This is a genomic window from Bacillus sp. B28 (assembly GCF_029536185.1).
GTDB classification, from domain to species: Bacteria; Bacillota; Bacilli; order Bacillales; family Bacillaceae; genus Bacillus; species Bacillus halotolerans.
In genome coordinates this window covers 1892276-1908538 of record NZ_CP120511.1, presented here as the reverse complement: position 1 = coordinate 1908538, position 16263 = coordinate 1892276, and the positions used below count along the sequence as shown (strand labels likewise).

The window sequence follows — 16263 nt, the reverse complement described above, 5'->3', positions numbered from 1 at the left end:
TAAACGTTAACCCATGCGAACCATGAGTGATATTAATAGGAAACAAAAAGAATGTCTGAACGCTATTTCCATTGAGTATGTTCTGACTGACCTCCAAAACCACAGTCGGGCCGCAAAAAGACTGAAGCAGCATATGGATGTCATCATCATTTCCCCCTCCGCTTTCTGCTGAATTGGATTGAATCCCCCCTTTTTTAAGCCGATTAGAAGGCACACTTTTAGCAACCTTCCTGTCGCATCCTGTTGGATTGTGCGCTTTCCCGAGAAATAATTTTTCGGGTAACAGGGGTTATTTCCTCATTTTTCTGCCGGATGATAATCGTACAAGCAGAAGCCGTCTTTTTTCATATCCTGTAATGAGGTGATGGAGAATGGTTAAAATTTTTATTGATCCAGGTCATGGCGGGTCCGATCCAGGCGCAACAGGCAATGGTCTCCAAGAAAAAACGTTAACCTTGCAAATCGCTTTAGCTTTACGTACTATATTGACGAATGAGTATGAGGGTGTTACTGTGCTGCTGAGCCGGACAAGCGACCAATATGTCAGCTTAAGCGACCGGACAAATGCTGCAAATAACTGGGGAGCCGATTTCTTTTTATCCATTCACATTAATTCCGGGGGCGGAACAGGTTTCGAAAGCTACATTTATCCGGGAGTCGGAGCACCGACAACGACTTACCAATCGGAGATTCACTCTGAAGTCATACAAGCTGTTGACTTTTCCGATCGCGGTAAAAAAACAGCAAACTTTCACGTATTAAGGGAATCCTCAATGCCTGCCCTGCTTACGGAAAACGGTTTTATTGATACGGTTACTGATGCGAACAAGCTTAAAACGAGCAGTTTTATTCAAAGCTTGGCAAGAGGACATGCAAACGGGTTGGAGCAAGCCTTCAGCCTTCAAAAGACATCCAACTCAGGGTTATATAAGGTTCAAATCGGGGCTTTTAAGGTCAAAGCAAATGCGGACAATCTTGCAAGCAGTGCAGAGTCTAAGGGCTTTGACGCCATTGTGCTCTTAAAGGACGGATTATATAAAGTTCAGATCGGCGCTTTTTCTTCCAAAGATCACGCCGATGCCCTTGCTGCCAGAGCTGAGAATACCGGCTTTGACGCTATGGTCTTCCTAGAATCATAATACTGCTGCGGACGAGCATGCCTGATAAAAAACCCGGTTCCTCTTCATGAGAAACCGGGTTTTTTTATTCAAGAATGTCAACCACGAATTGCGACCATGTTTCCAGACGGTTATAAATGTCTGTTTGTTTTAGTTCAGAAATTTTCATCCATTTACCCGCGATTTGCTCTTTCTCTTTGACTTCCACATGTGAGCCTGGCTTTAATTGAAGCGCAGATAGAATACCGATATGCACTTTACCGACACTGTTGTCATCATCATTTATCAAACCTAATGTGACAATGGCCTGCTTATCTTCTTCTTCGATTTGCAGTTCTTCATCAAGCTCCCGGTCTGTGTTCAGCTTTAAGACCTCGGCAAAGGATGCAGCTCCTTCAATATGATTCATATGGCCGCCAAAGCCAAGAGAAAGCTTATTGTGAAGACGTGATTCTCCGCCGCCAGCCAGCCGCTCATAAAGGAAAACTTCATCCTCGCGTTTAATGACGACATAAGGAATCGGCTGCTTATAATGAGGATCTTCTTCTGCGTCTCCCCTTCTCATTTCAGAATAGGTCGCCTCAATTTGAGCCATAATTTCTGCTACTCGGGCATCTTCACTGTTTACGCCTTGAAAAGTCAATTTTTCTTTTTTAAACACTTCATCGCGCGGAGCGACCAAGATGATTTCATCCATTTTTCCCATGATTACTGCGTCCTCCTATTTCAACCTTCAAGCCGAAAAGAGCAGATATTATATCTGCTCTTTTTCATCATCAAAGAAAAAGTCATCATCTTTGATCGGCTCAACGGTCGCTTTTTTGTACCCGTTCCCCTTCATGGAGAAGAAGTCATGTGATTTTGTTTTTGTATTTAATCCGTTTAAAACGATCGGATTAATGTCTTCCTCTTCAAAGTAAGGATCAAATCCAAGGTTCATCAGCGCTTTATTCGCATTATAGCGGATGAACTTCTTGACATCGTGCGAGAGTCCGACTTGATCGTATAAGTCCTCGGTATACTCAAGCTCATTCTCATAAAGCTCATTCAAAAGGTCAATGGCAAATTCGCGAAGCTCTGCTTTTGTTTCTTCTGTCTGCTTATTGTAGATTTCTTGAGCGAGAAGTCCGACATAAACACCGTGAATCGCTTCATCACGAAGGATCAAGTTGATAATTTCACCGCTTTGCATCAGTTTTCCTTGTCCGTAGAAATATAACGGATAATAGAAACCGCTATAGAATAGGAAGCTTTCTAAATACACAGATGCAACCATTGCTTTGAACAGTGAAATCTCGTCATCTTTTTTAATCGCTTTGTAGAGTCCGACGATGATTTGCGCTTTTTTCTGCAAAAATTTGTTTTGTTTGACCCATTCGAATACTTCATTAATCGTTTCAGTCGGTGCCAGTGTCATGAAAATATTAGAGTACGATTTTGCGTGAACGGCGTTCTCCATCATCGCCATAAAATTCAGCACGGCTTTCCGCTGGTGGCCGTCTACGTGTTCAGCCACGATCGGCATTCCTGTATTCCCCTGCTCTGTATCAAGAAGAGTCAATCCGGCCAGTACCTTCATATACGTGTCTTGCTCGTTTTTCCCAAGGTACTTCCAAGTGAGGAGATCGCCGTTTAAAGCAATCTCTTCCGGAAGCCAGAACTGTTTCACATTTTGGTTATAGAACATTTGGGTAAAGTCGTCTTCATGTTTTGACCAGTTTGCTGCGTCATAAATTTTCGTCACTATAAACTCTCCTTTAATCAAACAACACAAGAAAGGCAGCTGTCTTGCCCAGTATCTTTCGTTCTTGCATAGTAAATGGTTTTAATTCCTCTGTGATGTGCATACAAATCAATCCGGTTTAAATCACGAGTCGTCATTGTATCTTTTAGGAACAATGTAAAGCTGATTCCCTGATCAACGTGCTGCTGGATTGTCGCGATCATATCTACGACTTTGAACATATCCATATCATAGGCTTCTTTGTAGAAGAACCAGTTATTAGATGCAAGCCCAGGCATTGGGTAGTACGTTTTTGAGTTGCCGTATGTTCTTTCTTCAATCCGTTCCATAATCGGCATGACAGATGCCGTGCTTGACTGAACGTATGAAATCGAGCCTGTCGGCGCAATGCATAATCTGTAGCTGTGATACATGCCGTGTTCAGCGACAAATGCTTTTAATTGTTTCCAGTCCTCTGTCGTCGGGATATGCATACCTTCAAACAGATTTGCGATTTTTTCGTATTTCGGCGAGAAATCAGCTGAAACGTATTTATCGAAGTATTCACCAGTTGCATAGGTTGATCCTTCATATTGATCAAACGTCTCGCCCTTCTCTTTTGCGATCTCTGCAGAACGCTGGATAGAGTAGAAGTTCACCATCATAAAGAATGTGTTCGCAAAGTCGCGCGCTTCTGGACTTTCATACGCGATGCCATTTTGCGCCAGGTATCCGTGAAGGTTCATAGCGCCGAGACCGATTGATTTCATCGCTTTGTTTGCCCGTCTTACAGCAGGTGCATTACGAATATCCGTCGTTTCAGATACGTGAGTTAAAGAATCAGTCGCAAGCTTAACAGTCTTTTCGATCGATTTGTGCTCCATCACGTTGAGAATGTTAAGCGATCCCAGGTTGCAGGAAATATCCAAACCGATTTCATCTTCTACATCGTAGTCTGTGTAAGAAGAAACCTGAGATGCCTGCAGCACTTCAGAGCAAAGGTTAGAAAATTTCACCTTTGAAATATGGTTATTCGCATGTACTTTGTTGACATTATCCTGGAACATGATGTATGGATAGCCTGATTCAGAACGAAGCACCGCAAGTTTTTCGAGCAATTTCCGCGGGTTGATTTTCTCTTTTTTCACCCGGGGGTTGTCGACAAACTTATCGTACATTTCATTCATGTCCATTTCGTCCATGTGCTGTCCGTACTCTTTATAGATGGTATGCGGATAGAATACATAAGCCGCTTTGTCCTCACGCGCAAGCTCAACGAACTTGTCCGGAATGACTACACCGATAGAAAGTGTTTTGACGCGCACATCCTCGTCGGCAGAAATCTTTTTCGTATCGAGAAAATCATTGATATCGCGGTGGAAAATGTTTAAATACGCCGCACCAGATCCTTGTCTTTGTCCCATTTGGTCAGCATAACGGAACGCGTTATCAAGAAGCTTCATAACGCCTACAACGCCTTTTGTGGCATTTTCAACATCTTTGATGGCTTCACCTTTCGCGCGAAGCTTGGACAGGTTAAGAGAAACCCCGCCGCCCAGTTTAGAAAGCTGCATGGAGATATCGATCGCTCTTGAAATGTCATTTAAAGAATCATTGACTTCGAGCAAGAAGCAGCTCACCAGTTCTCCGCGGCGTTTTCTGCCAGCGTTCAAGAATGTCGGTGTGCTCGGCTGATATTCCTGATTGATCATCAGGTTGACATATTCTTTTGCTTTCTCAGTGTCGCCGTTTGCGAAGAACAGCGCAACAATTGAGATCCGGTCCTCATAACGCTCGAGGATTTTTTTCTTGTCATTCGTTTTCAAAGCATAGTCATTATAGAATTTAAACGCACTCATGAAGGAAGGAAAACGAAACTTCTTAGCGTAAGCTGTCTTAAACACTTCTTTAATGTCTTCAAAAGAATAAAGGCTTAAAAATTCTTCTTCATAGTATTGATTTTCAATCAAATAATCCAGCTTCTCTTTTAAATCGTGAAAGAATACTGTGTTTTGATTGATATAATCTACAAAATAGCTATGTACAGCCTCTTTATCCTTATCAAACTGGAATTTTCCATCTTTTTGGATCATGATTTCGTTATTTAACTGGATCCATTTTGGCACTTGATTTTGTGACAACTCTTTCTACCTCCTGAGTAAACAATTCAACGTCTTTAGATGTGCCGCTGAGTTCAAATTTGTGCAAAATCGGCACCTGATATTGTCTTGAAATGGTATCGGCGCTTTTCGCAAAGTTATCGCCCCATACTTTATTGCCGCTCGCAGCGACTCCTAATAAGAGATGGGCGTATTTTTCGAGAAATGATTGTGTTGATGCCGGTACCTGGCCGAAGTTTGTCGTGTAGGTGACCAAAACAAACGGAGTGTCCTGGTGGTCAATTTCGTCCACCTTGCGTATTTGCTGAAAGTCTATTTTATTCACAAAGCGCTGAACATTCCCTGTTTTTGAATCAAATATGATTTGTACCACGTTTTATCACGACCTATCAAAAAATATGAATCTCTAAACTACTAACACTATATATAGTATACTACCCTCTGGCAAAAACACAATATATAGATTCGTTTTAATAAAAAATTCATATTTTCTCTCTGGCACCCTCATCAGGGCCCAAAAAAGAGAGCAGAACGAGAATCATCTCTCATCCTACTCGAAGTGTCGTTTTTAAGCCGATGTATATCATAACATGAAAAAAAACTGCTTAGTAGTCTAGATTTTTTTTTCTTATACTGTCACAGCATTTTTCGCTTTCGACTGTTTCTTCTATTTCTGCGTCAGCGCCGATTTCTTCTAAAACTGCCTTCAATGCGCTTATAATTGAGGCTTCTCTGATTAATTCTTTTCCATTAACAATAATACTCGTTCCATATTCATAGCAGGAATCGTCTTCACAGATTTCTTCCCAGTGATTGACAATAATCTTATGCTTCATCATTTCACCCTCTGTATGTTCTGTGTCAGTATTCAGTTTAGCGGCCTGCCTCTGCTTTGTAAAATTCCATGCTTGTGAATTTTATTCAAGCTCATCAGACGGAAACGCTTTTTTAAGCTTTACCTTGTTATCAGCCTCATTATACTCATAAATTTCTATATTGCCGTCATTTACGATTCCAAAATGATTATTTTCGAGCGGAAATGAACTTGGCTGGGGCGTTTCATAAGAATCTCCGCTATCTGTTTCAATTACTGTTTCATCCCTCCCGCACGCACCAAACAATAAGAACACAGCAATCCAGACAAGTGCAATTCTGATTCGTCTCAACTCCGCTTCAGATTCAGAAAACATTCGTTCACTCCTCTTGCGTTCAAATTTTTTACATTATATACACTTTCCCCCTTCTTATGTTCTCATTATAAAAAAGACCACGCAAGATAAAAAACAAGAGAGGCTGCTGTGTTAGCCTTTCAGCCCCTCCCTTTCTTACTTCTGTACATAAATGGATACTGAACCTCCGTTTACATGAAACTCTCCCCATCCATCAGAATGAATCGTAACAGGATCGGAGCGGTTCCCAGTAATGTCATACCATGTCTCGCCGGCATTTTGCTTTCCGACGTACATCCTCTTTGACCCGCCAGGACCGTCTGTGATTAATGCAGCCAATCCTGATTGGGCGGCCGATTGATCACCTTCCCTCGTCCAGCCAATCACATTCTCATGGTCAAAATAATCATGCTGGGTCCCGTATGCATAATGTTTACGCGCTTTTAAAATGGGTTCTATTTTATTTTTGAGCGGCGGAATTTCCCTTGACGATGAACCCTTTGTTCCATACATATCTCCATAGAAAACCTGCGGGTAACCAGCCTCTCTTGTTAAAATGAAGGCATAAGCGAGGGGCTTAAACCATGTTTGTACAGTCGACTCCAATGATTGCCCCGGCTGTGTATCATGATTTTCCACAAATGTTACCGCTTGCATCGGATGCTTCGATACGACAGTGCCATCCAGCAAATGTCTCATATCATAGCCGCCCCCCTGTGAGGATGCAGCCTGCAAATGATAGTGAAGCGGGACATCAAAAACAGATTGCTTAAAATCAGTTTTATTCAAATAGTTTTCGAGCTCGTTCAGGTTATTTTGCCAATACTCTGCAACTGTAAACATTTCCTTTCCTGTTGATTGTCTGACTGCCTTTACCCATTCACTCAGAAAAGAAAATTTAATATGTTTAACAGCGTCGAGCCGAAAACCGTCGAGTTGAAGCTCGTTTGCATACCAGGTACCCCATCTTTTCGTTTCTGCGACAACATCTGGATGATCATAGTCGACGTCTGCATACATCAAATAATCGTAGTTGCCGTTTTCCCTTGATACTTCCCAATCCCATGCCTTTCCATCCCCTTGAAACTTATAGATGCGGTTCAGCTTTCGGGATTCGTCCCAATCCGCTCCGTCGAAATGGTACCAATGCCACTTAAAATCGCTGTACGTGCTTCCGCGGCCCGGGTAATGAAAGCCTGTCCATGCTTTTATTTGATACTCTCCTGATGTTTCCTGATTTCTATCGTTTGGATTCACTTCGACCGCGGTTACATCTTCCGTTGCATCCGCGCCTGCCTTATGATTCAAAACAACATCACCGTATACTTGGATGTTTTGCGAATGCAGGGAGCTGATCGCTGACTGAAGCTCCGGTTTTGTACCGTATTTTGTGCGCATCGTCCCTTTTTGCTGAAATTCTCCTAAATCGTACAAATCATATGGGCCATATCCATTGTCAGATTGACTCGTTCCTTTGTATGCAGGCGGAATCCATACAGCAGTGATTCCAATTTCAGATAAATGCCCCGCATCTCCTTGCAAGCGTTTCCAATGTAGTCCGTCATTAGGCAGGTACCATTCAAAGTACTGCATCAGCGTGCCATTTACGCTTGCAGCCCAAGTTTTAGATACCGGCAGCGTGACAAACAGTAGTGTTAAGAAAAACACCAGACCCCATGATATGGCACGTTTTCGTTTGTGATTCATTTCCCTCTCCCCTTTCCAGCATGATCACAAATCATTGTACAACAATAGGAGTTTTACACAAATAACCAATTTCCTATATTTTTTGTAATCTCTATAGGAACTTCTGCGACACAAAAAACCTCGGGCTTTCAGCCCGAGGTTTTTCTATTTCGTTTTTATCTTTATGGTCTATTCTAATTCAAGCTGGACGTTTTTTTGCGGTGCAAAAGTCGAGATCGCATGTTTATATATAAGCTGCTGCTTACCTTCCGATTCTAGCAATACGGTAAAGTTATCAAAGCCTTTCACCTGGCCGCGCAATTGAAAGCCGTTCAGTAAAAAAACAGTGACATACGTATTTTCTTTGCGGATTTGATTCAAAAACTGATCCTGAATATTAATCGGTTTCATGTTTCGTCCTCCTTGATTCTCTATATCATACAGTTTCGATTAAAGTTGCAGTTTTCCTGCTATATGTGTGAAAATTTCCTTTTTTTTCAGCTCCATATCAACAGGCGGGGTCATATCGAACCAGTCAACCGGCATTTTGTTGCGAAACCACGTCAGCTGGCGTTTCGCATACCGTCTGGAGTTTTGTTTTAATTGCTCGACAGCCTCAGAAAGTGTCACAAATCCGTCAAAATATGCGTACAGCTCCTTGTAGCCGATTGCCTGTATCGATTGACAGTCTCTCAATTTTCGATCGTAGAGCTGTTTCACTTCCGGCAGAAGTCCGGCTTCCATCATCAGATCAACTCGCTGATTAATCCTGTCGTAAAGCGTGTCTCTGTCCATTGTAAGCCCGATTAATACAGCATTGTACAGCAGCTCCCGCTTTTGCTCTTTTAAATGCTGTGACATCGTTTTACCAGATGTATGTAAAATCTCCAGTGCGCGAATTACTCTTCTTGTATTATTCGGATGAATCGCTTTTGCTGCCTCCGGATCAGCCGCAGCCAGCTTAGCATGAAGGAATTCAGCTCCCTCCTGCGCCGCAGCCTTCTGCATTTCTTCCCGAAACGTCGGATCATTCGCCTCTTCCGTAAAGGTATAATCGTAAAGGACGGATTGAATGTAAAGCCCCGTACCGCCTACAATCATCGGAAGATTTCCTTTTTTTGCGATTTCGCTGATTTTATTTCTGACCAAACCTTGATAATCCGCGGTGGAAAAAGAATCTGCCGGGTCTAGAATGTCAATCAGATGATGCGGCACACCTTCTGTCTCCTGTTCAGAGATTTTAGCTGTCCCGATGTCCATTCCTTTATAAACCTGCATGGAATCTCCGCTGATAATTTCCGCGTTCAAATCCTTAGCAAGCTGAATGCTTAAATTGGTTTTCCCCACTGCCGTTGGTCCGACTAATATGACAACGGGCTGTTTGTTATTTTTCACTATGTATCACTCTCTTTTACAAATCTCCCCCCATTATAACATTCATCATATATAACCACCTATCCATTTTGCCCTTTTTTTGCAGCAGTAAACATCTCTTCTACCAGCCAAGAGGCTCATTTCCGACGATTTCCCGTGTCTTGCCTTTCAAATGATGGCGATGCGTTTTTTTGCTGTGATTTCGGGGATCGTACACAACGCCTCCGTAACGGATCTGAATCGGCTCGTTATAAGCGAGATAAGTATTTTCTTCAATTTCGTGATAATGTGTGCCGTCAGCCCTGGGAATGGCAGGGCCCGAGATCCCGTAATAGCGGTGGAAATGGCCATTTTCAAACGAAGTAATCCCAGTGAAGTAGTGTGTATGGCGATCCGTATTCGTTCCGTTTGCCGGCTGAGTAAAACCTTCAATGATATGATAATGCCCCTGTTCACTGGTTGTTTTAGCACGATAAGCATGTACGTGAGGCGGCGCCATGGCCCAGTCAGACTGATACAGGCCCAATCAATTCACTCTCCTTCTTTTTCAGCTGAACGCCCAATCAAATTTGGGTAGGCTGAATACACTGCATCATCTACACTTTATTATTGGAGGAAAGAAAAAATGAACGAAGTGGAATATTTCACTGACGAAAATGATGCAAGAATCTTTGGCAGACCAGGGTTCGGCTACGGCTTTGGACGGCCAGGTTTTGGATTTGGAAGACCTGGATTTGGCTATGGCTTTGGACGGCCGTTTGGATTTTACGGAGGACCTTTTTTTGGCGGGCTGGTAGGCGGACTTGTAGGAAGTGCTTTATTTAACCCTTATTTTTATGGCGGATATCCTTATCCCCCGTACCCATATTACTACTAAACCCAGCAGACCCCTTATAAAAGGGGTCTTTTTTATCCCCCGAATCTGAGTTGAAATGAATCTCTTGACTCATACATAGGTTTGCACTAATATTTTTCTAGCTGATGATCTTTTCATTACCTTACATTTATCATATTTTGAGTGAGGAGGATTACGATGTTGATCGGATACTTATTCCTCACAATTGCCATATGCTCAGAATCAATCGGAGCGGCCATGCTGAAAGTGTCTGACGGCTTCAAAAAGTGGAAGCCGAGTGCATTGGTCGTGATTGGTTATTCCCTTGCCTTTTATATGCTGTCGCTTACTTTAAACCGCATCCCTCTAAGCCTTTCATATGCGACATGGAGCGGCGTGGGTACCGTGCTGACGGCCGTTATCGGGGCAAAATTTTTCAAGGAAAAACTGAATGTAAAAGGATTTATTGGGATTGGTCTATTAATTTCAGGTGTCGTGCTGCTTAATTGGCAGTAAGGGAGTGTTGTATATGAGAGGATTTCTTTATTTGGCTCTTGCCATATTATCTGAGGTATTTGGGAGCACAATGCTCAAACTCTCCGAAGGTTTTACGCAATTCTGGCCTATTATCGGAGTGGCTGCCGGATTTCTGTCCGCCTTCACATTTTTAAGCTTTTCTTTAAGAACCATAGACTTATCAAGCGCTTACGCCACTTGGTCCGGTATCGGGACGGCGCTTACAGCGGTAGTCGGTTTTTTGCTTTTTGGCGAAACCATCAGCTTGAAGGGTATATTTGGGCTGACACTCATTATTGCAGGCGTTGTGCTGTTAAATCAGTCAAAAGCCCCTAATAAAGAAAAAAAGCAGACGGCCTGTCAGTGACCGTCTGCTTTTTTATGATTGCTCAGAAATTTTTACAGCAGCTTCTAGCTGCAGTTCGACGTTTCCTTGAATGGCTCGTGAGATCATGCAGGAAGATTCCGCTTTTTCACAAAGCTTGCGGGCTAACGCAACGTCTTCTTCTGAGGCATCGTGTCTGAGGACTACTGCGGGGCGGTGAATGATTTTTTTGTATGTAAAGATCCCTCTTGTCACATCGACTATGCCTTCTGATTCCATCTGCAGATCTTCTTTTTCCAGTCCGCTTCTTTCCATCATAGCAGCAAGCGTAATAATATAACAGGTTGCCGCTGCCCCAAGAAGCATTTCATCCGGGTTGGTCCCCTCCCCCGGTCCGTCCATTTCTTTAGGAATAGAAATAGACGTGATGAGATTGCCGCTTTCGATTGTGCCGACATCATTGCGTTTTCCCGGCCAATTCGCTTTTAAATAAAAATGATGATCTGCCATTTGATTGCCTCCTTCAATGGATTCCATTTCAAGTCTACTGATCTTCCTTAATTTTGTCCTCTGATTTGCTTATTAGGAATATTCTTTTTCAAGTACATGTTTTATCGCCCGGACATAAGAGTAGAATTCACTGGTTTTCGTGTATTTCCTATCTTTATAGTAAAAATCATCAAAAAAGGCTTCTCTCTGTTCACGGCTGATTTCCAGCTGGATACTCAGCCCGGTTTCCCCCTGGTTATTAATGTTATCTGCACTTAATCCTGCAAGGCCGCTTTGAGAGGACGCTAATTCAGCGGAAAACCCTCTTTTTTCAAGAGCTCTGACAATCATTTTCGCCCGCTTACGGTCTGTTCCTCCGACAAGTGTATTTTTCTTTTCTCCTTTATATCCGTGAAAAGCGACAACGTACTGGTGCTCCTTGATCTTCTCTTCAGCCAATGGCTCATCAAAGTTGGTGCTTGTAATGTGCAGCGTTTGATTATCATGTGACTTTAAGCCCTCAAACAGGTAAGTCGAGTAGTCATCGTTGAAATAACGCACAAGCTCACTTACTCCGCCTTCAATTCTTCCGCCGTGCGGAGACATGATTAAAATTTTGCTCCCTTTTTTCTCTTGATAAGAAATATCATAATCAGCAGGGTCCTCATTCTCTGCCAGACTGCTGAAATTTGAATATGTATCCGGCTGGTTAGATGGTTCAGGTTCTAATGAGTAATGAACATATCTTATGAATAAGACTATGGCTAAGACGAATATGACATTTAGTAAAAATCTTCTCATGTTAAACTCCTTTCACAAGAATGGCAAGGTTCATTATATGAGGTATAGTCAATAGGTTTTATCTTACCATTGTATACACCATATCATCAGTGAAAAAGTTCCCGGTTTCAAAAAATCAATTGAATGTCACATTTATCAGCGGTTATATTGAAATATCAGTGAAAAAAGATTGAGAGGAAAAACAGAAAAGGTAGGAATAACCTCACTTGGTAATTAAATGTATAGAGGAATAAGAAAGGTTTTACTAAAAACCAGGCTGTCCGGGATGCTGAAGCGGACAGCCTGTTATAGTCCTGCGAACCAGGGTTCTTGCTTCCTTGTTCGCACAAAGTCACAGGAGAGGATAGAGTCCAATAAAAACGTTCTGATCTGATGGTTCGTAAAACAAAAAGCTTTAATTTGTGTTTTGCTTTTCTGCCTGACGATAATCGTTCTTTTTGTTATGGTGCCGTCTTTCTTCATATATATAATGCTGATTGGTATCTGATCTTCCAAAGACCGGCGTAAGAAGATATTCATGCGATCTATCGCTCCCTCCTATTTGATATATATATAAATGATAATACGAACAAACGTTCTTTTTCAATACCCAATGATTAACAGTACACATGATTCTTTCGTATCAGATTCAAAAGATTCATAAAAACAAACTCTTGTCCGCCTCCTCTAAAGGACAAACAAACTTACCAAACATACGATCCACTCATAGAGTATACAGAGAACTTCATAATAGGAGGAAAATCGATGTTTGGCTACTCTATGGTACAAATGGTGAGAGCAAACGCTCATAAGCTTGATTGGCCGTTGCGTGAAAGCGTCTTGCAGCTCTACAAGCCCTTCAAGTGGACTCCTTGCTTTTTACATCAGTTTTTTGAAACAACATTAAAAAACAGAAAAAAAATGTCGGTCATCATTGAATTCGAGGAAGGCTGCCATGAGGCCGGCTTTCAAATGGCGGGACAGGTTTTACAAAAAGAAAAACGCAGTAAGCTAAAAAACCGTTTTAACAAAATCAATTGCTGCAGCGCAGAGGTTACCCCTTCAGCATTGCATTCTCTTCTTTCTGAATGCAGCGATATTCGCAAAGTGTATTTAAACCGCGAAGTCAAAGCGCTTCTTGACACAGCAGCCGAAGCAAGCCATGCAAAGGAAGTCGTCAGAAGCGGGCAAACCTTAACCGGTAAAGGCGTTACAGTCGCAGTCGTCGATACAGGAATCTACCCGCACCCTGACTTAGAGGGAAGAATTATTGGATTTGCCGATATGGTAAACCAAAAAACAGAGCCTTATGATGATAATGGACATGGCACACACTGCGCAGGTGATGTCGCAAGCAGCGGCGCGTCATCTTCCGGCCAATACCGCGGACCTGCACCGGAAGCCAATCTAATCGGAGTAAAAGTGCTGAACAAACAAGGTTCAGGCACGTTAGCGGACATTATTGAAGGCGTCGAATGGTGTATTCAATATAATGAGGACAATCCGGATGAACCAATTGATATTATCAGCATGTCCCTTGGCGGCGATGCGCTGCGTTATGACAATGAACTGGAAGATCCATTAGTCAAAGCAGTTGAAGAAGCTTGGAACGCCGGGATTGTCGTCTGTGTTGCTGCCGGAAATTCAGGCCCTGATCCGCAGACAATTTCAAGCCCTGGTGTAAGCGAAAAAGTCATTACTGTCGGCGCGTTTGACGATAACAATACAGTAAGCAGCGAAGATGATACAGTTGCTTCTTTCTCAAGCCGCGGACCGACTGTATACGGGAAAGAAAAACCCGATATTTTAGCACCGGGCGTAAACATCATTTCCCTTCGCTCACCGAATTCATATATCGATAAGCTGCAAAAATCAAGCCGTGTAGGGTCTCAGTATTTTACAATGTCGGGGACATCAATGGCAACGCCGATCTGTGCGGGAATCGCCGCCTTAATACTCCAGCAAAATCCAGATCTTACGCCGGACGAAGTGAAAGAGCTGCTCAAAAATGGGGCTGATAAATGGACAGGCGAAGACCCGAATATTTACGGTACCGGAGCAATCAATGCTGAGAAAGCTATTCCTGGTGAATAAGATTTCATGATCTTCGTGAACACTGCTGGTTCGTTAAAGGGTCAGCAGTGTTTTTAGCATACATAAGCCGGTATATCCCAGCAGAGTGTAAAACATAAAACAATTGGGAATAGTTACAGTATAGATCAAAAGGAGGAATGACTGATGGCACTCAACAACATTGAACTTTCTGAATGGTTGAGAGAGCGGATCGGCCAGACGCTTGATATTAGAAAAGGCGAACTGACCAATAACCAAGACGAGATTTCAGATTTGGATCAGATTGTTCTTCACCTTCAAAAAGTGGGCATACGCAGCGCAAACCACCCTGACGACTATGTTGCAAATGACGAACTCGTCCTGGAAGGCGAAGGAACAACCTTTACTGAAGCTGGGGACGTACCGCTTCCGCAGAACGCTTATGAAATTCCTTTATTAGGGGATATTCACATTCACCAAGAAAATGGCGGATTGAAGGTACTGACAGATCGTGCGGTATATACTATTGATGTACAAAACAAATGAAGAAACTTTTCACCTGGTCGAAAGAATACAGCGCCTTTGAAATTGCTCCAAAGGCGCTTGTTTGCATGGAATCATTTCCTTACCCGCAAGCCGATATTTTCGTCCCAAAACTATTGAACGGCACCTAAAATAGATATATAGTTTTAGACATAACAGGCTGTCGTTTCCAATGGGATTCTGTTATACAGATTGCGCAAAGCTTTCTTTTACATCTGGTCTAAACTGAATAAATGCATCTGTCTTAATCTATTAGGCGAGGAGAATGAAAATGGAAAATTTGATGTTTCATCCGCATGCTAAAGAGTTTCATGAAAACCCCTTTTCAGTTTTAGGCCGTTTTAGAGAACACGCACCCATTCATCGATTCGAATTACACCGTTTTGGAAGTACATATCCGGCGTGGTTAATCACCCGTTACGATGATTGCATGGCATTTCTTAAAGACAACCGAATTACAAGAGACGTTAAAAACGTAATGAGCAAAGAACAAATTGAAATGCTCAATGTCAGTGAAGACGTTGATTTTGTATCAGATCATATGCTGGCAAAAGACACACCTGACCATACTCGTTTAAGGTCACTGGTTCACCAAGCATTTACCCCCCGCACCATTGAAAATCTACGCATCAGCATCGAACAAATTACTGAACGATTGTTAGATGAAATGGAAAAAGAGAATGAAACAGACTTTATGGCATCCTTTGCCTCTCCGTTACCGTTTATCGTGATTTCTGAAATGATGGGCATACCGAAAGAGGATCGGGCACAGTTTCAAATATGGACCAATGCCATGGTTGATACTTCAGAGGCCAACCGAGAACTGACCAATCAGGCTCTTCGGGAGTTTAAAGACTATGTTGGCAAGTTAATTCAAGAAAGAAGAATACAGCCAAAAGACGATTTGATCAGTAAACTTGTGCATGCTGAAGAAGACGGCCAAACGTTAAGTGAAAAAGAACTTTACTCTATGCTGTTCCTTTTGGTGGTAGCAGGACTTGAAACGACGGTTAACTTAATCGGTTCTGGCACCCTTGCATTGCTTCAGCACAAGGAAGAATTAGAGAAACTGAAACTGCATCCTGAAATGATAGATACAGCCGTTGAAGAATTGCTGCGTTACACCTCCCCTGTCGTTATGATGGCAAATCGGTGGGCCATTGAAGACTTCTCCTACCAAGGCCATTCTATCAAAAAGGGAGACATGATTTTTATAGGAATCGGTTCTGCCAATCGAGATCCTGAACGATTTGAAAATCCAGAAACATTCGATATAACCAGAACACCTAATCGGCATATCTCTTTCGGCTTTGGGATACACTTCTGTTTAGGAGCGCCGCTGGCAAGATTGGAAGGACAAATTGCGTTTAACGCACTGCTGAAACGATTTCCGCAAATTGAACTTACGGTAACGCCAGAAGAGTTGAAATGGAGAAAAAATGCTTTTTTAAGAGGATTAGAAAGTCTTCCGGTCTCACTTGCAAGGAAAGATTCACTTTCACACCTCAGCTGATTTCTTCCAGCAGATAAAAA

The 16263-nt window shown here is 42.5% G+C and carries 20 protein-coding genes; 7 read left to right on the top strand and 13 right to left on the bottom strand.

Annotated elements, in window-relative coordinates; genetic code table 11:
- The first annotated feature begins 371 nt into the window (after positions 1-371).
- Complete coding sequence (locus tag P3L57_RS09340) at positions 372-1139, top strand: N-acetylmuramoyl-L-alanine amidase (protein ID WP_059292729.1); 768 nt, start codon at positions 372-374, stop codon at positions 1137-1139.
- 64 nt (positions 1140-1203) lie between these two features.
- Here the strand turns inward: P3L57_RS09340 and P3L57_RS09335 are convergent, their stop codons facing one another.
- The 10 genes from P3L57_RS09335 to P3L57_RS09290 all read right to left on the bottom strand — a co-directional run bounded on the left by P3L57_RS09335 (position 1204) and on the right by P3L57_RS09290 (position 9689).
- Positions 1204-1824, bottom strand: coding sequence for a hypothetical protein (locus P3L57_RS09335; RefSeq protein ID WP_044155790.1), 621 nt, complete (start codon positions 1822-1824; stop codon positions 1204-1206).
- Between the two features lie 48 nt (positions 1825-1872).
- Positions 1873-2862 (bottom strand): class 1b ribonucleoside-diphosphate reductase subunit beta, encoded by a 990-nt coding sequence (nrdF, locus tag P3L57_RS09330; protein ID WP_044155791.1) that lies wholly within the window; start codon positions 2860-2862, stop codon positions 1873-1875.
- Between the two features lie 17 nt (positions 2863-2879).
- Positions 2880-4982: a class 1b ribonucleoside-diphosphate reductase subunit alpha gene (gene nrdE / locus P3L57_RS09325; protein WP_044155793.1), complete on the bottom strand. Its 2103-nt coding sequence runs from the start codon at positions 4980-4982 to the stop codon at positions 2880-2882.
- A complete protein-coding gene (gene nrdI, locus P3L57_RS09320; RefSeq protein ID WP_044155794.1) occupies positions 4942-5334 on the bottom strand; it encodes a class Ib ribonucleoside-diphosphate reductase assembly flavoprotein NrdI in 393 nt (130 codons plus the stop codon). Before nrdI ends, nrdE begins: the two co-directional genes overlap by 41 nt.
- Positions 5335-5566: 232 nt before the next feature.
- Entirely contained in the window at positions 5567-5797 is a 231-nt protein-coding gene (locus P3L57_RS09315; protein WP_024121497.1) for a hypothetical protein, read from the bottom strand.
- An 81-nt stretch (positions 5798-5878) separates the two neighbouring features.
- Positions 5879-6151, bottom strand: coding sequence for a YmzC family protein (locus P3L57_RS09310; RefSeq protein WP_024121496.1), 273 nt, complete (start codon positions 6149-6151; stop codon positions 5879-5881).
- A 135-nt stretch (positions 6152-6286) separates the two neighbouring features.
- Positions 6287-7837: an alpha-amylase gene (amyS, locus tag P3L57_RS09305; RefSeq protein ID WP_069486563.1), complete on the bottom strand. Its 1551-nt coding sequence runs from the start codon at positions 7835-7837 to the stop codon at positions 6287-6289.
- A 168-nt stretch (positions 7838-8005) separates the two neighbouring features.
- On the bottom strand, positions 8006-8227 hold the full coding sequence (gene hfq, locus P3L57_RS09300) for an RNA chaperone Hfq (protein WP_003221097.1): 222 nt from the start codon (positions 8225-8227) through the stop codon (positions 8006-8008).
- Between the two features lie 39 nt (positions 8228-8266).
- A complete protein-coding gene (gene miaA / locus P3L57_RS09295; protein ID WP_059335762.1) occupies positions 8267-9211 on the bottom strand; it encodes a tRNA (adenosine(37)-N6)-dimethylallyltransferase MiaA in 945 nt (314 codons plus the stop codon).
- A gap of 100 nt (positions 9212-9311) precedes the next feature.
- Positions 9312-9689, bottom strand: coding sequence for a YmaF family protein (locus tag P3L57_RS09290; RefSeq protein ID WP_081638307.1), 378 nt, complete (start codon positions 9687-9689; stop codon positions 9312-9314).
- Positions 9690-9815: 126 nt separating this feature from the next.
- On the opposite strand from P3L57_RS09290, the gene P3L57_RS09285 reads away from it, so the two are divergent.
- The 3 genes from P3L57_RS09285 to erbB all read left to right on the top strand — a co-directional run bounded on the left by P3L57_RS09285 (position 9816) and on the right by erbB (position 10908).
- Positions 9816-10067, top strand: coding sequence for a hypothetical protein (locus tag P3L57_RS09285; RefSeq protein WP_044155798.1), 252 nt, complete (start codon positions 9816-9818; stop codon positions 10065-10067).
- Between the two features lie 156 nt (positions 10068-10223).
- On the top strand, positions 10224-10541 hold the full coding sequence (gene ebrA / locus P3L57_RS09280; protein ID WP_059292733.1) for a multidrug efflux SMR transporter subunit EbrA: 318 nt from the start codon (positions 10224-10226) through the stop codon (positions 10539-10541).
- Between the two features lie 13 nt (positions 10542-10554).
- Entirely contained in the window at positions 10555-10908 is a 354-nt protein-coding gene (erbB, locus tag P3L57_RS09275) for an SMR family multidrug efflux transporter EbrB (protein ID WP_044155801.1), read from the top strand.
- Between the two features lie 12 nt (positions 10909-10920).
- Here erbB and P3L57_RS09270 read toward each other — a convergent pair whose 3' ends face one another.
- From P3L57_RS09270 to P3L57_RS09260, 3 genes are all read right to left on the bottom strand, one after another.
- Entirely contained in the window at positions 10921-11376 is a 456-nt protein-coding gene (locus P3L57_RS09270; protein ID WP_059292734.1) for an OsmC family protein, read from the bottom strand.
- 72 nt (positions 11377-11448) lie between these two features.
- The gene (locus P3L57_RS09265; protein ID WP_044155804.1) at positions 11449-12156 is read right to left on the bottom strand and encodes a poly-gamma-glutamate hydrolase family protein; all 708 of its coding nucleotides are present in this window, start codon (positions 12154-12156) and stop codon (positions 11449-11451) included.
- 285 nt (positions 12157-12441) lie between these two features.
- Positions 12442-12675: a WYL domain-containing protein gene (locus tag P3L57_RS09260; protein WP_044155805.1), complete on the bottom strand. Its 234-nt coding sequence runs from the start codon at positions 12673-12675 to the stop codon at positions 12442-12444.
- Between the two features lie 225 nt (positions 12676-12900).
- Between P3L57_RS09260 and P3L57_RS09255 the strand changes: the two genes are divergently transcribed.
- The 3 genes from P3L57_RS09255 to P3L57_RS09245 all read left to right on the top strand — a co-directional run bounded on the left by P3L57_RS09255 (position 12901) and on the right by P3L57_RS09245 (position 16243).
- On the top strand, positions 12901-14229 hold the full coding sequence (locus P3L57_RS09255) for a serine protease AprX (RefSeq protein WP_069486562.1): 1329 nt from the start codon (positions 12901-12903) through the stop codon (positions 14227-14229).
- 144 nt (positions 14230-14373) lie between these two features.
- Complete coding sequence (gene ymzB / locus P3L57_RS09250; RefSeq protein WP_069486561.1) at positions 14374-14733, top strand: protein YmzB; 360 nt, start codon at positions 14374-14376, stop codon at positions 14731-14733.
- 268 nt (positions 14734-15001) lie between these two features.
- Complete coding sequence (locus P3L57_RS09245; RefSeq protein WP_059292736.1) at positions 15002-16243, top strand: cytochrome P450 family protein; 1242 nt, start codon at positions 15002-15004, stop codon at positions 16241-16243.
- The last annotated feature ends 20 nt before the right edge of the window (positions 16244-16263 follow it).